At 57.2% G+C, this 14,835-nt stretch carries 16 protein-coding genes; 10 read left to right on the top strand and 6 right to left on the bottom strand.

Features of this window, described 5'->3' with window-relative positions:
• Positions 1-109 precede the first annotated feature (109 nt).
• The 5 genes from TC41_RS11645 to TC41_RS11625 all read left to right on the top strand — a co-directional run bounded on the left by TC41_RS11645 (position 110) and on the right by TC41_RS11625 (position 6,487).
• Entirely contained in the window at positions 110-1,852 is a 1,743-nt protein-coding gene (locus tag TC41_RS11645; RefSeq protein WP_041695407.1) for an ABC transporter ATP-binding protein, read from the top strand.
• Positions 1,849-3,624, top strand: coding sequence for an ABC transporter ATP-binding protein (locus TC41_RS11640; RefSeq protein WP_041695406.1), 1,776 nt, complete (start codon positions 1,849-1,851; stop codon positions 3,622-3,624). The genes TC41_RS11645 and TC41_RS11640 overlap by 4 nt, the downstream gene beginning before the upstream one ends.
• Before the next feature lie 109 nt (positions 3,625-3,733).
• Positions 3,734-4,591, top strand: coding sequence for a hypothetical protein (locus tag TC41_RS11635; RefSeq protein WP_041695405.1), 858 nt, complete (start codon positions 3,734-3,736; stop codon positions 4,589-4,591).
• Positions 4,592-4,597: 6 nt separating this feature from the next.
• Complete coding sequence (locus TC41_RS11630; RefSeq protein WP_014465257.1) at positions 4,598-6,055, top strand: hypothetical protein; 1,458 nt, start codon at positions 4,598-4,600, stop codon at positions 6,053-6,055.
• A gap of 12 nt (positions 6,056-6,067) precedes the next feature.
• On the top strand, positions 6,068-6,487 hold the full coding sequence (locus TC41_RS11625) for a putative iron-sulfur cluster-binding metallochaperone (RefSeq protein ID WP_049784372.1): 420 nt from the start codon (positions 6,068-6,070) through the stop codon (positions 6,485-6,487).
• Between the two features lie 27 nt (positions 6,488-6,514).
• On the opposite strand, the gene TC41_RS11620 is transcribed toward TC41_RS11625, so the two are convergent.
• Together TC41_RS11620 and TC41_RS11615 are read right to left on the bottom strand one after the other, a co-directional pair.
• Complete coding sequence (locus TC41_RS11620) at positions 6,515-7,126, bottom strand: SpoIID/LytB domain-containing protein (RefSeq protein ID WP_014465255.1); 612 nt, start codon at positions 7,124-7,126, stop codon at positions 6,515-6,517.
• A 6-nt stretch (positions 7,127-7,132) separates the two neighbouring features.
• Positions 7,133-7,693 carry a hypothetical protein gene (locus tag TC41_RS11615; protein WP_014465254.1) on the bottom strand — a complete coding sequence of 187 codons (561 nt, stop codon included), beginning with the start codon at positions 7,691-7,693 and terminating at the stop codon, positions 7,133-7,135.
• Positions 7,694-7,897: 204 nt separating this feature from the next.
• Here TC41_RS11615 and TC41_RS11610 point away from each other — a divergent pair, with 204 nt between their 5' ends.
• Positions 7,898-9,388, top strand: coding sequence for an amino acid permease (locus TC41_RS11610; RefSeq protein ID WP_081462331.1), 1,491 nt, complete (start codon positions 7,898-7,900; stop codon positions 9,386-9,388).
• 381 nt (positions 9,389-9,769) lie between these two features.
• Positions 9,770-10,765 (top strand): LysM peptidoglycan-binding domain-containing protein, encoded by a 996-nt coding sequence (locus TC41_RS11605; RefSeq protein ID WP_041695404.1) that lies wholly within the window; start codon positions 9,770-9,772, stop codon positions 10,763-10,765.
• 21 nt (positions 10,766-10,786) lie between these two features.
• On the opposite strand, the gene TC41_RS11600 is transcribed toward TC41_RS11605, so the two are convergent.
• Genes TC41_RS11600 through TC41_RS16010 form a run of 3 tightly spaced genes read right to left on the bottom strand, consistent with a single transcriptional unit; the run spans position 10,787 to position 13,293 of the window.
• Positions 10,787-12,331, bottom strand: coding sequence for a recombinase family protein (locus TC41_RS11600; RefSeq protein ID WP_014465249.1), 1,545 nt, complete (start codon positions 12,329-12,331; stop codon positions 10,787-10,789).
• On the bottom strand, positions 12,276-12,752 hold the full coding sequence (locus tag TC41_RS17315; protein WP_081462283.1) for an ImmA/IrrE family metallo-endopeptidase: 477 nt from the start codon (positions 12,750-12,752) through the stop codon (positions 12,276-12,278). The genes TC41_RS11600 and TC41_RS17315 overlap by 56 nt, the downstream gene beginning before the upstream one ends.
• A gap of 4 nt (positions 12,753-12,756) precedes the next feature.
• Entirely contained in the window at positions 12,757-13,293 is a 537-nt protein-coding gene (locus tag TC41_RS16010; RefSeq protein WP_081462282.1) for a helix-turn-helix domain-containing protein, read from the bottom strand.
• Between the two features lie 134 nt (positions 13,294-13,427).
• On the opposite strand from TC41_RS16010, the gene TC41_RS16005 reads away from it, so the two are divergent.
• Both TC41_RS16005 and TC41_RS11590 read left to right on the top strand, forming a co-directional pair.
• Positions 13,428-13,646 (top strand): helix-turn-helix transcriptional regulator, encoded by a 219-nt coding sequence (locus TC41_RS16005; protein ID WP_258165036.1) that lies wholly within the window; start codon positions 13,428-13,430, stop codon positions 13,644-13,646.
• 383 nt (positions 13,647-14,029) lie between these two features.
• Positions 14,030-14,278: a helix-turn-helix domain-containing protein gene (locus TC41_RS11590; RefSeq protein WP_049784371.1), complete on the top strand. Its 249-nt coding sequence runs from the start codon at positions 14,030-14,032 to the stop codon at positions 14,276-14,278.
• A gap of 2 nt (positions 14,279-14,280) precedes the next feature.
• On the opposite strand, the gene TC41_RS11585 is transcribed toward TC41_RS11590, so the two are convergent.
• Positions 14,281-14,508 carry a helix-turn-helix domain-containing protein gene (locus tag TC41_RS11585; protein ID WP_041695892.1) on the bottom strand — a complete coding sequence of 76 codons (228 nt, stop codon included), beginning with the start codon at positions 14,506-14,508 and terminating at the stop codon, positions 14,281-14,283.
• Between the two features lie 115 nt (positions 14,509-14,623).
• Here TC41_RS11585 and TC41_RS11580 point away from each other — a divergent pair, with 115 nt between their 5' ends.
• Positions 14,624-14,833: a helix-turn-helix transcriptional regulator gene (locus TC41_RS11580; protein ID WP_148260199.1), complete on the top strand. Its 210-nt coding sequence runs from the start codon at positions 14,624-14,626 to the stop codon at positions 14,831-14,833.
• The last annotated feature ends 2 nt before the right edge of the window (positions 14,834-14,835 follow it).

Raw genomic sequence — 14,835 nt, 5'->3', positions numbered from 1 at the left:
AATGGTCGTTTTCGCGCCTGTCAAGAGGCGGCATCCTTCTCTTGCTGGGCACGAATGAGTGCGGTATCGTAATAGGGCTGACGACCGAAGTGGAGGAAGGTGAGGTCCTATACGCCCGCAATCGCTGCTGAAGTCGTACCTGTGGGAGCATCGCTTCGGCTATGTCGGATCAACGCTTGCCATTCTCATCTCTGAATGGATTTTCGTTCAATTCCCCAACCTGCTCGGCCGCTTCACCGACGCATTGAGCTCGCATCGGTTGAGCGGCCGAGGCGTTTTCATGTACGCGCTCCTCCTCATGGCAGTCGGTACGCTGTACGTGCTTTTCTACGGCATCGGCCAGTCGCAGAACGGCCGCGCGGCCCGTGGATTCGAGTACTTGCTGCGAACGAAGCTGTTTGCGCACTGGGAGAAGATGGACGTCGACTACTTCCGCCGCCGAAGCATTGGGGATTTGTTGAGTCACGCCATGAACGACGTGCAGCAGGTCCGCGAGGCTCTCTCTGGCGGCCTCAACATTCTCACCAATGCCGTGTTTCTTCTCATCGCGACGCTCGTGATGACCTTCACCACGGTCAACTGGAAACTCACCGTGCTCAGCATGATCCCGCTTTTGTGTATCCCTTTTTTCGTCGTATGGATTGGCCCCAAGGTGCGCGCGTCGTCGCGCCAGGTGCAGGAGGCCCTGTCTTCCATGTCCGAGTTGGCGGAGGAGAGCTTCACCGCCATCCGGCTGGTGAAGGCGACGGCCAACGAGCCCATCGAGGTCGCGCGATTTGCGGATCGCGTCGATCACATCGTATCCGAACAGATGTCCCTGGTTCGCAAGCAGGCCGCGTTCCAGTCCATTATTCCCACCGCGAGCTCAGTGGCGTTCGGCATCGCGCTCCTGTACGGCGGATGGCTCACCATTCGACATGAGATCCCCATCGGCTCGTTCGTCGCCTTCACGCTCTACTTGGGGCAGCTTGTGGTGCCGCTTCAGCAGATTGGCCAGGTCATCAATTCGTATCAGCGCGCGTCTGCATCCATGGCGAGGCTCGATCTTCTGCTTCAAGAGCGGCCTTTGGTGACCGACGCGCCGCATCCCGTACGCGTCGACAAGATCGAAGGCGCAGTGGATATCCACCTCGATGCCTTCACGTATCCCGATGGAAAGCGCCCTGTGCTCCGAGATATTCATCTCAGCGTACGTCCCGGGCAGACACTTGGCATTGTGGGGCGCACAGGATCTGGAAAGACAACCCTCGTCAGCCTCTTGCCTAGGATCTACGATCCGCCTCCGGGAGCCATCCGGATTGACGGCGTCGATGTCCGGGACCTGTCGCTTGAACAACTGCGGAAGTCCATCGCCTTTGTGCCGCAGGACGGGTTTTTGTTCTCGACGACGCTTCGGGAGAACATCGCCTTCGGGCGCCCGGATGCGACGGACGAAGACGTCGTGGCCGCGGCTCGGGCGGCTTGTCTCGAGGACGATGTGGCCCGCTTCCCCGACGGATATGACACCCTCATCGGCGAGCGCGGCGTGACGCTTTCGGGCGGACAGCGGCAGCGGACGGCCATCGCGCGCGCGTGGCTGAAGGACGCGCCCATCCTCATCCTGGATGACAGCCTGTCCGCGGTGGATATGGAGACGGAGAAAAGGATTCTCGCCTCGTTCCGGGCCATGCGGCGCAAGCGCACAGTGTTCGTCATTGCGCACAGGCTGTCCGCGGTGCGCGATGCAGACTGGATCATCGTCATGGGAGAAGGGCGGATCGCCGAGCAGGGGACGCACGACGATCTCGTCCGGAAAGGTGGGATCTACGCGGAGATGTATCGGCTCCAGGCACGGGAGGAGGAGGTCTCGTGAAGCAGGAGCGCCCGTCTTCGCCCGGCTTGAAGTCCCTTGTGCGGCTCTTACCCTTTGCGCGGCCGTATGCTTGGCAATTTGTCGCCGTCATTGCGCTGGTCATCGTCTTCAACGCATCGAACGTAATGCAGCCGTATCTCGTGAAAATCGCCATCGACCAGGATATCTCGAGCCACCATCCGAATGCGCGCGGGCTTCTCGACATCGCGGCGCTGTACATCGGCGTGGTGGTCGCGGGCGTTGCGGCGAACTACCTGCAGATTACGCTGCTGCAGAGGGCAGGGCAGAGCGTCATCCGGAGCATCCGGGTCGGGCTCTTTCAGCACATTGAGCGCCAGTCCATGCGCTTCTTCGACAACCGCGCCGTCGGCGCGCTCGTCGCGAACGTGTCGAACGACACCGAGACGGTGAACCAGTTCTTCACCAACTTCTTTTTGAGCATGATTCGAGACGGCCTGTCCATCATCATGATCCTCATCGCCATGTTTCGCCTGGACCTGCGCATGGGCCTGTTTTCGCTGGTGCTCGTGCCCATCATCTTCGCTGTTGCCGCAGGATTCCGTGGCGCGCTGCGCCGCCGCTACCAGCGCACGCGCACGCTGCTCGCGAGCATGGTAGCGTTTCTCGCCGAGAACCTCGCCGGCATGCGGATCACGCAGCTCTTCCGTCAGGAGGCGCGCCAGGCGGAGAAGTTTCGCCATCTCGCCGGGCAACATCGGGACGCCAACATCCGGGAGTACTTCACATCGGTCTGGTTCAACCGGACCTTTGAGATGCTCGGCAACCTGTCCGTGGCGGCTGTGGTCTACATCGGGGGAACCGCGGTGCTCGGCGGTGCCATCCCGTTCGGCACGTTGTACGCGTTCATCCGATACATCCAGCAGTTCTTTCAGCCCATCAACGCCATGACCCAGCAGTGGAACACCCTTCAGTCGGCCATGGTGGCCGCCGAGCGGATTGGCCAGATCCTCGAAATCGAGCCGGAGGTGCTCGATCCCGAGTGCCCCGTCTCGCTGCCGCCCAATGCGCGCGGCCGCGTGGAGTTTCGCCACGTCACGTTCGGTTACGACCCGCGCCATCCGGTCCTGCGGGACATTTCGTTCACGGCAGAGCCCGGATCGTTCGTCGGAATTGTCGGACCGACGGGGGCAGGGAAGAGTTCACTGATGAGCCTGCTGCTTCGTTTCTACGATCCCGACGAAGGCGAAGTGCTGTTGGACGGAGTGCCCCTGCGATGGCTTGCGCAGGACGCGCTGCACCGGTTCGTCGGGATCGTGCAGCAGGAGGTCCATCTGTTCACGGGCACCATTCGCGACAACATTCGCATGTTCCGCTCGGACATCTCGGATGCGCGCGTGGAGGAGGCCGCGCGCGCGGTGGGGGCGGATCGCGTCATCGCGAAATTGCCGGATGGCTACGATACCTTCATCTACGGTCGAGGCGCCAATCTTTCGATGGGCGAGCGGCAGCTCATCGCGTTTGCCCGGATTGTCGCGCTCAATCCGCGCGTGCTCATCCTCGACGAGGCTACCGCGAACCTCGACAGCCAGACGGAGCAGTGGGTGCAGCAGGGGCTCCGGGCGGCGAGCCAAGGGCGTACCACGCTGGTCATCGCCCATCGGCTCGCGACCATTCGCCATGCGGATCAGATCCTGGTGCTCGATCGAGGCCGGATCGTCGAGCGCGGGCGCCACGACGAGTTGGTGCGACTCGGGGGATTGTACGCGCGGCTTCATGCGGAGAGTGGCGTCGAATCGCGGCTATTTTCGTGACGAACCGCGGCCGAACCCGCGGTGGGCGCAGACGCGCGCCCGCCGCTGTGCTATGATGTTAAGGACGTTTTGGCAAGGAACGTGCAACCTTCCGGCGGGAGGAATCGCGGTGACGCCCAGAATGCAGTTCACGCTAGGAGATATCTTCCGCATCTCGCTGTCCGTCTATCGCCAGCGGTTTCGCTCGCTGATGGGCATCTCGCTCGTGTTTCTTCTTCCGTTTGATATCATCAACGCGTACGTGCAGTTGAGATTTTTCGGCGCGGTGCCTGCGAATTGGATGGCGAAGGTCCAGCAGGCGCATTCGGTGAGCGCAGCTATCGCGGCCATTCCGCCGGCGTACACGACCTGGATGCCGTTTGTCATCTTGTTGTACTCGCTCGTGGTGCTGCCGCTCATGGCCATCGCGACGAGCCGCGTCACGGTCGGCATGGTGGCGCACGGATTCGATGTGCCGGTGCAAGAGGCGGGGAATGACGCATTTCGCAAGTGGCCGATGTCGTTTGTGACCTTACTCTTGGTCTACGCGTTGTATGGCGTCGCGGCCCTCGTCGCATCGTGGGTGGTTGGCCTGTGCGCAGGCGTCGCGGCGAGTGCTTCGCAGGTGCTCGGCGTCACGGTGGGGGTCATCGGGCTCTTGGCGGCCTTTGTGGGCTCCGTTTGGTATTGGGTCAGGGCAGCGTTTGTCCCCTATGTCATTGCCGAAGAGGAGCGCGGATACGGCGCGGCGCTGCGTCGGTCGTTCGAACTCACCAAGGGCGAAGTGGCGCGGCTCGTCGGCTTCTTTTTTGCGCTTTCCTTCATCCTGTCGGCCGCAGATGGATTTCTCTTGCTTGTGGGCAGCATCTTTGCAGTCATTCCCGGCCTCGACGTCGTCGTCGCCGTAGTGGCCTCGCTCATCGTGGTTCCCTTTGGTTTTGTGGCGCTCGCCGTCATGTATCTTGATCTCCGTATGCGGAAGGCGTGAGGACGTTTGGCTCGTGTCGCATCGTGGCTTCGACTGGACGCGGTCATCCTGCTTGGCTGGCTGCTCTATTTTGCCTATTCGGCTTCGGCCCCCCTCTCCGATCCCGACACGCCGTGGCATCTCGCCACGGGCGCTTGGATCCTCGCTCATCATCACGTGCCGACGCACGATCCCTTTTCATGGTCCATGCGCGGACAACCTTGGGTGACGCAGGAGTGGCTGTTTGAAGTCGCGCTCGCGTGGTGCGCACAGCACTTCGGGTTTCCTGGTGTGTACGGCATCCTGGTAGGGCTTCAGACGCTTACGGTATGGTTCGTCTACCGGTTGTGTCTTCACCTCTCACGTGGCAACGCCGTCTTCTCCGCCATCGGCGCGGCGCTCGCCGTTGCGGCGGGCATGCCGTTTTGGGTCGTGCGCCCGCAGCTCGTTTCGTACACGATGTTTGCTCTGTTCCTTCTCATCCTCGAGCGCGTGCGGAGGGGGCGCGTGGGTTACGCGTTTCTGCTCATCCCGCTGACGCTCATCTGGGCCAACGCGCACGCCAGCGTGTCGATTGGCATTGCGATGATCCTGTTTGAAGTGCTGGTCTCCTTTCTGCCGACCGTCGGGCGGTTTCAGGGGCAACCGCTGCCGATGCGGACCCGGGGTCTCCTTGTCGCCATTGCTGCCGCATGCGTGGGCGTCGGGCTCTTGAATCCCAACGGCATTCACGAGTTCACCTATGCGCTGCTCTCCAACAATGCCCTCATGGTGAATTCCATCAACGAATGGCACTCACCCAACTTTCATAGCCAGTACTACAAATACGGCGTCATTCCGTTCCTGATGCTGATTGTGCTCGTCGCCATCGCACGCACTCGCAAGTTGCCGTGGAAATACGTGCTCTATTTCTTCGCCTGTTTCGCACTGACGCTCGTATATCAGAGGTTCATGCCGTACCTCGCGATTGCCGCTGCACCGCTCATTGCGTTCCTCAGCTTCGACTGGCTGCGCGTGCTCCTGCGCCCCAAGCGCCTGCTTCGCTTCGTCTGGGTGGCGGCCATGATCGGCGAGATCGCCGATTTCGCGCTGCGCATGCCAAGCATTGAGGGGCCGGTTTCCTTGCACATGAACCCGAACGCATATCCGGTTGCGGCCGTGGACTATCTGAAGTCTCACCACATCCCGGGGCCGCTGCTGAACGCATACGACTTTGGGGGGTATCTCATCTACCGGGGCGTGCCCACGTTCGTGGACGGGCGCACGGACATCTATCTGCGATCTGGCGTGTTTGCGAACTACATGGATCTGCAGAATCTGGCGCCCGACGCGCCCGCGCTGCTGCAACAGTATCATTTTCAGTCCGCCCTACTTCCGCCCGGATACAGCCTGACGACGTATCTGGAGAACAACCCGAACTGGACCCTCGTCTATTCGGATAACGTGGCGGACATCTTCGTCCGCAACGCGTCCACGACGGGCTGAGGAGGTTCGCCAATGGCAGTCATGCTTTGTCCCGCGTGTCATGAACCGGCACGCCGGGTCGCGCTTCGCACCGTCAAGGCGATGCTCACGGGCGCTGCGCTCCGCCGACTCCGGCCGGATGACGATTTTCACTTTTGCGCATCCCCTGGCTGCAATGTCGTGTATTTCGCATCGGATCAGGTCTTTCGTGTCGCGGATGTCAGGCAACGCGTGTTTCAAAAGGACGCGTCAGCGGACGCGCCCGTGTGCTATTGCTTCGATTGGACGCGCGAGTCGCTCATCGCGGCGGTCCATCGCGGCGTTCGTCCAGACGAGGATATCGAAGAACAGGTGCGCGAGCGCCGATGCGCCTGTGATCTCCGTAATCCGCAAGGCGCCTGCTGCCTCGGCAATGTGAAGGCTATTCTCGCGAGCGCTCGCGCGCGTTCGTAGCATGTGGATGCGGTCGGCTCCCGCGCCTCACACCCATCGCAGTTGATATCCGGGGTAGAAAAGGCTCAGGATCTGGGTGAAGGGGAGCTTGGCCACTTTCGCCCAGTACTCGGTACCCCATTGCGACATGATGTACGTCCCGATGTACGCGTAGCCCGGGCGGTGCGCGGAGCCCTGCCGATACTCCAGCGGCTTGATGGAGCCGTCTGGGGGCACGAAGACCATGTTCCACGTCTGCTGGATGGCTAGGTCCGTCTTGTACTGGCCACTCAGGTATTTAAACGTCTGGTAGTTGGTTGTGTTGTCCACGTCGTACGTCCATCCGTTTTCGGTCCGTGGATGGAGCGTCCAGTACCAGGCGAACATCTTGACCGCAATCGCGCCAGCCTTGAGCGCCTCTTCGTTCCAACTGGGAACCCACTCGTTGGGAAGCACATCTTCGCAGTACTCCTCAAATCCCAGCGTCTGCACGTACAAGATGGGCGCGGTGGGATTGTTGTAGGCCCGGATGGCCACACGGATGACCGTGGGATACGGCGTGTTGAAGATGGTTTGCGCGTGCACGGGCGGTGCGATGGACCATCCGGCGACGAGCGCGGCCCCTGCCAGCGCAAAGGCGAAGCGTCGAAACCCGCTCATCCGCCATCACCTCGAAGATGTCGATGCTTGTTGCGCGCTCCAGGGCGAGTAGCTCGGTTCGCCCGGAATCGGCCCCTGGCGCTTCAGGTGGAGCTCGGACGCATACCGATCGATGTAGCCTGCGAGATCGTAGGAACTGAAGTTGCCCAAGGAGACACTTGGCGCGTTGCGCGCGTTCGGCCGAATCGGCTGCAGGATCACCGGCTGAATCGTGTGTTCCGTGATGGGAATGACGAACACGGCCTGCTCGTTGTACCCGTCCGCTACCACGATGGCGTTGACGACCCCCTTCGCGTCGTAGCGCTCGTTCCACTTGGCCTTGTACATGGGCACGTGGGCAATGAACAGGCCTTGCGTGTCGGTGAGCCCTGTCGACACGACCTTGCCTTCGTGGTTGATGACAATGACCCTCGCCCCCGCAACCGTCGTCGAATTGGACGATCCGACGCGAAACTCAATCTCCCCGCGGTCGCTCGCGTGAACTACAGCCACGCGCGACATCGGCATCACAAGCGCGGCCAGCATGAGCGCGAGCCATCCCGCGTAGCCCATCAGTCTCTTCATCATGCGGGATATCCCTCCCTTGGCGTTGAGTTCTTACCCGTAAGGAGGGTGCCCGAAACGAGGGCGAATATGACGATCTTTCCGCCGAGAGTTTGTCGTATACAGGCAACGATTTCTCGTTGCGTCGAACGCAGATTCGCTATAGCATGTTCACGTAGCAGTACTTTACCTCGATGAAGTTCTAGAGTGAGAAAGGGGTTCGTGCATTTGAGCCTAGATCGCGCATTGGGGGAGGAAAAGACCCGTCCCGCGTACATCCTCTCGCCACGAGAGGTGGGCTTGCGCCGCGACCTGCGATCGCGCCATCTGTCGATGATCGCCATCGGCGGCGCCATCGGCACGGGTGTGTTCGTCGCGAGCGGATCGTCCATCTCCACCGCCGGACCGGGCGGTGCGCTGCTCGCGTACATCCTCGTTGGCATCATGGTGTACTTCGTGATGACCAGTCTGGGCGAGATGGCGACCTTCATGCCGATTGCCGGGTCGTTCGAACAGTATGCCACGCGCTTCGTAGATCCGGCGCTCGGCTTCGCCCTGGGCTGGAACTACTGGTACACCTGGACGGTGACGTTGCCCGCGGAGCTCGCGGCCGGCGCCATGGTCATGAGGTACTGGTTCCCGCATGTGCCTGCCATCGTGTGGAGCGCTACATTTTTGGCCCTCCTGTTCCTACTCAACGTGGTGAGCGTGAAGGGCTACGGCGAAGGCGAGTACTGGTTTGCGGGCATCAAGGTCATCACCATCGTCGCGTTCATCGTCGTGGGTCTCGCGATGATCTTCGGGATTCTCGACGGGCATCCGGTCGGCTGGCACGTGTTCATGACGGGTGGCACGCCCTTTCACGGAGGGTGGATCGGCTTTTTGAGCACGGTGATGGTCGCCGGCTTCGCGTTCCAAGGCACGGAGCTCGTCGGGCTCGCCGCGGGCGAGAGCGATCACCCGGAGCGCAACGTGCCGCGCGCCATCCGCACCGTGTTCTGGCGCATCCTGCTCTTTTACGTGCTGGCCATCTTCGTCATTGGCATGCTCATCCCGTACACGGATCCGAATCTGCTGAACGCGAGCGTGAATAACGTGGCCATTAGCCCGTTCACCCTCGTGTTTCGCCGGGCCGGCTTCGCGTTTGCGGCCGGCGTCATGAATGCGGTCATCCTGACTGCCGTACTTTCGGCTGGCAACTCGTCGCTGTACGCGTCGAGCCGCATGCTCTGGGCGCTCGCGTGCGAGGGGAAGGCGCCGAAGGTGTTCGCCAAGGTCAACCGCCACGGCGTTCCGATGAACGCGCTCTATGTCAACACCGCCATCGGCTTCGTCGCGTTTTTGTCGTCCATCGTCGGAAATGGCGCGATTTATACGTGGATGCTGAACGCCGCGAGCCTGACGGGCTTTCTCGCGTGGCTCGGCATTGCCGTGAGCCACTACCGCTTCCGCAAGGCGTACGTGGCACAGGGCCGTTCTCTTGACGATCTCGCCTACCGCGCGAAGTGGTATCCGTTTGGTCCGCTGTTCGCTGCGGCGCTTTGCGCAGTGGTCATTATCGGCCAGGACACGAGCGTGTTTACGGGCGGAAAGATCGACTGGATGGGCGTAGTCGCGACGTACATCGGCATTCCGCTGTTCGTGGTGCTGTGGCTCGGCTACAAGTGGATCAAGAAGACCAAGGTGATTCCGCTCACAGAGGTCCAGTTTGAGGAGTGAGCCAGGAGAAGCGAAAAAGGCGGCCGACAAGGCCGCCTTTTCTCACGCTCGATTCGACTGAATCTTTTCTTCAATTCGCTCGGTCTGCTTTTTCATGTACCGGTTGAATGCCATGATGCCAAAACTGATGAGGAGAATGAGCGCGACTTTAGTCAGCATCATCTTTGCACCTCGAATGACAGAATCTATCGATGAAAGAACTTGCTACAATCAGTTTATCCCAATGGCCTCGAATTAAACTTTGGCCAGCGCCCGTCTTGGGGATTTGGTCTCAACGGATAGACGCCTCGGACGCGGTTGGCGTTCACACGGATAGGCGCACGAGACTAGGCACCTGTGGCATAGGCTTCAGTGAGGCTCGCCGCGAAGGAGGACCGTCTCATGCAAATTCACCGCGTTCTACCGGGTGAGACGCTCGACGACGTCGCTTCGACGTACGGGGTGTCCCTCCGGGACCTGCTGCGATACAACGAGCTCGCGTCGAAGGACGTGATCGTACCGGGCATCGCGCTCCTGATTCCCAAAGGCCCGCCACTTCGGGTTATCCGCCACGCTGTGAGAGCGGGTGATACGCTGGACCGCCTGGCACACCGGTATGGCGTTGAGCCCGCAGCCATCGCCAATTGGAACCCGGGACTCCCGAAGGATGGACCATGGCCTATTGGCGTTACGGTAAACATCCCCGGCACGCGGCCCCAAAGGCGCACCATCGAGGTGAACGCATATCTGATGCCGGCCGGGAACGAGAACGACGCCGCCCTCTTGCAGGATGTGTCCGAACTCACCTATGTCTGCGCATTCAGTTACCGCGTGCAGGCTACGGGCGATCTCGACGCGCCAAACGACAAGCCCATGCTCGAAGCCGCAGCCAAATTCCGCATTGCGCCGCTCGCGACTCTCACGAATTTCAACGGCAATCGCTTTAACCCCGATCTCGCGCATGCGATTCTCCATTCTCCCGCGCTCATAAAGCGCGTGATCGACCAAGCGGTGCGCGTCTGCGAAGAGAAGGGCTACCGCGGCGTGAATGTCGACTTCGAGCACATGCACCCGGGCGATCGCGCCGCCTACACGTCATTTATCCGCGCGCTGGGCAATGCGTTGCGCCCGCGAGGATGGAGCCTTTCCGTGGCGCTCGGCCCCAAGTCGTCGGACGAACCGGACGCGCCGTGGATGGGCGCCTTCGACTACGCGGCACTCGGCGACGAAGTGGACTTTGTCATGCTCATGACGTACGAGTGGGGATGGGTCGGCGGACCGCCCATGCCCGTGGCCCCGGCCGACCGCGTGGAATCGGTGCTCGAGTACGCCACGGGCGCAATCGACCCGAAGAAAATCCTGATGGGTATGTCACTTTACGGTTTAAGTCGTCGATGATGTTCCTTGACTATCAAGTGCTCAGATGCGGAAATATATATCTATTTCAAATTCCTTGGATCTTGGCCACGAACGAGGTCTGTAATAATGTATTTCCTTTATAACTGATTTCAACGCCATATTTTTAATTTCTGCATTGGAAGCGGACCTATACATCTCGATAGCCTCGCTGATCGCTGGAATCAATTCTTCCTCATGCTGTTGTTGAACCGTTTCACGTTCAATAGCTTGCTCACAAGTTCTGAGTTCCTCTCTTGCTTGATCGAGCTGTTCACCCACCAATTTACTTCTTTCAAGAAAAGTTTGGATGTCGTAAACACCTTGCTCAAGGAAATCAAACAGTCTGTTCTTTTGCGTCTCAAGTTTGCTGATTTTTGATTGAATTGATCTTTTATGTCTCTGTAGAGTCTCCAGTCGCTTTTGTCGATTGTCAGCACGTTTCTTAACGCTAGATTGAGCAGCATATGACTGAACAAACTCTTCAATTGATTTCAAAACGCGATCTTCAAGTTTGGAAATGAGGACCTCTCGCGTCGGACAACCAACCGTATAGCACTGAAAAGTATCGCCCTTACGATTTGGGCGAGGTTGCCTCTTCATAACTCGTCCACATTGTTTGCACTTCAAAATCCCTGCAAAGGGGTTTTTCAAGTCATAGTTATCCTTTGTTCGATGATCATTCATCTTACGGACTTGCACAACTCTATCCCACAATTCTTGAGAGATAATAGGCTCGTGAGCATTCTCGTGAACAATCCATTCCTCACGCGGACGTTTGATAGAACGGTATTTCCCCTGAGGTGTTTTTACATCCCTCTTCTTATCCCAAACAATCCGTCCAAGATAGACTTCGTTCTTCAAAATATGCTGAACGGTAGTTCTCTGCCAACCACTCGAGCGTGGAGCTGGAACCCCCATCTCGTTCAGTTTCTTTGCAATTTTGATGATGCCTAATCCTTCGGCACTCCACTCAAAAATTTGACGGACGATCGGTGCAGTTTCGGGGTCTGGATATAATTTGAGGTTTTCATCCCTCTTGTAACCAAAAGGAACATAAGGGGTAATCGACTTCCCTTCTTTTGCCGAAAGCTTTCTTCCGCGTTGCATACGACGAGTAATGATTTTGAGTTCACGGCGGGCCATGAACTGCTCAAACTCGGAGAATTCCTCGTCTATCTCATCTTCGAGATTGTAAACTTTTCTAGGAGTTATAATGAGTGTTCCGGATTGCTTGAAGGCTTGTTGAATAATGCCTTGGTCAATCTGGTTTCCACGTCCAAGTCGATCAATATCCATAACTAATACAGCGCTGTACTTTCCCTCTCGTACAGCATGTAGCAGTCTCTGTACTTCCGGCCGATCGACAATAAGTTCTCCAGAGACAATTTCTTCATAAATGTGGTCAATGCTATATTGATACTGTTTGGCTAGTTCAAGAAGGGCTCGACGATGTTTAGTCAAAGTTTCTCCTTCGCCACGAGCCTCAGCTTCTAAATCTGCACGAGATTTCCTAAGATAAATCGCTACGTGATCTAATCCAACTGGAAAGGCATTCACGGGCGTCACCTAGTTGTAAACGGATTTTTGCGATTTCATGAGTGACATTCAAGTAATCCGCAAAATCATCCAGGGTTTCGCACCCTGCACGTAGGGCTGCGTTCAAATCCCTCAAACTAATAAGAAACTTAGCGGCCCATGTCAAGGCTTTTCTTTCATCAATACTGAGAAATAGTCTATCTCTGTACGAAGTATAGGGAAGAATGAACTTACTCTTCGGTACAGTGAAGTAGTGTCCAATCTCTTCTGCTAATACGCATCGATGTAGGATTGCTGAACGTTCTATTTTCTTTTCGAGAACAATAAATGGCTGTTCTCTTTCGGCATCATAGAAATAGAATCCTAGCAAATTTCCGTTTGCCAAATGTTCTAATCTTTTGTAGGAGATAAATATGCCCTCTCTATTAAGGATGTCAAACAATTCATTCATAGTCTCACCTGTTGCTCTTTTTGGTTATATCATACTCCTTGAGCACTTCTTCGATCACTTTGCGGATTCCAATGGCAAAATTGGGGTCGATCACACCATATTCATTTTCCATATGAGCCGCAAGTTCAGTGATGTTCAGCGACTGCGACTTAGTCTCACTGTCAGTACGTGAATGCTGATCGTCACTTTCTTGAATTGACAACAAGTAATCTGCAAATCGTTGAACTTGTTTACGCTGTTCGGAAGAAAGTTTTTGTATAGTGGTTATCAATTGCGTTTCTTCACTGTCTAGTGGAAACTCGTCCTTTGAAGCAAAGAGATGTGGGGCTTCAGTGCGCCCGAGCAGAAAATCGATTGTGCAGTCGAATATGGTTGCAATCTTGATCAATATTTCCTCCCGGGGTATGCGTCCTTTGCTCTCCGATTCATACCCAGCAATTGTCGCACGAGAGACCCCAAGAGCTTGTGCCAGTTCTTCCTGCGTCCATCCACGCCTTTCACGCAGCCATTTAAGTCGCTGGGCAAAGTTGCTCAGATGCACGTCCCCCTCCTCCTTGTATCTATTGTAACCGCGATGTTCCTAAAAGAAACATCGACTTTAGGAACATGCTGTTGACATAGTTCCTATAAGGAACTACAATCAAAGCGTAGATTGTTCCGTTAAGGAACGGTGATGTGGGATTGGGCTCTCGCCTTGCTGAGAGAAGAAGGCAGATGAACATGACACAACGTGAACTCGCCATGAAAGTTGGAATTTCTCGGCCTCATTTGGCCAACATCGAGGCGGGACGCAAGATTTCTGGTCTCAGAATTGCAAAGAAACTTGCCAAGGAACTCAACACAACTATCGACGATCTCTTTGGAGATGATGTTCCGAAAGATGACAAGAAATGAATGGTGTTTGGTACAAACCTTGAAAGCATACGAATTACTGAGGTGAGCAACGTGGAAAACGAGTGGATTGAGATTCCAAGTCGACAATCCAATACCCGATGGTTCGTCTCACCCAATTCGTATGCTCTTCTGAGTCAAGAAGAACGCGAACGAAAATGGAAAGATGATGTGGAGCAGGACCGCTACCCAGCGTGTCTGTGGACTGAAGTAGTGAAGAAATTCAAACAGCAGAATACTCCAGAAAGTCTAAGTGGTTAACCCACCCGCCCGCCTTGGGAGCGGCGGGGCGAGGCGCTGAGGTGGGGAAGATGGGGCCGACATGCTCAGAATACAGGCAATCATCAAACACAACAATATCTAGGAATATTCCTAATGAGGAGGTGATGACAGCGGACTCGATGTGGCTTGGACAAGCTCTCCGTGTGCTGCGTCTTCGCGCCGGCGTGACGCAGGAGTACGTCGCTTACTGCGCAAGGACGACACAGGCGCAGATCGCACGGGTGGAGCTCGGGACGCGCCAGCCGACGCTGTGTGTGTTGCGGGGCTACGCGCGGGCAACGAATCCGGATGCGGTCATGAGGCTCTGCGCATCGGTGATCCTCGGGGAAGAGTACGACGCGATGAGCGCGTAGTCCTACGGATCCCGCGAGGATGAGGACGTGCGGGGTGGAGGTGTGGGGTCGTCGGTGCGACCTGCCAAGAAATCCAACGAGACACCCAGATAGTCTGCAAGCTGGACAAGCAATGACAGCGTAGGTTCCCGCTCGTTGGACTCATATCGCTGCCACGTACGCACGGATATGCCAAGCGCGTTCGCAATGTCAGTTTGCTTCAAGTTCCTTGCCTTGCGAATCTCCAACATGCGATTGCCGAAATCGAGCAAAAAACTCAACTCCTATTGACATGACCAAACGGTCGTGTTAGAATGCAATCAGAAAGATGACCGAATGGTCGTCTAATACGAGGTGACGGTGGTGATGGAACTCAAAAAAGTCCTGCAAGAGGCCCGGCGGAAGAAGGGCCTGACGCAAAAGCAAGTTGCTGATTTGCTGCATGTGACAGTCCGCTCGTATCAACGGTACGAAAGCGGCAAGCGCCGCCTCACCTTGGACATGGCGGTGAAGCTGTCCGACATTCTCGGCGTTGACGTTCGAGACCTGGCTCAGCGACAGTCGAGGAGCGCGTGACG

Source organism: Alicyclobacillus acidocaldarius subsp. acidocaldarius Tc-4-1 (assembly GCF_000219875.1).
GTDB lineage: Bacteria > Bacillota > Bacilli > Alicyclobacillales > Alicyclobacillaceae > Alicyclobacillus > Alicyclobacillus acidocaldarius_A.
Note: the sequence above shows the minus strand (reverse complement) of the source record. Positions and strands in the feature narration are given on the sequence as shown.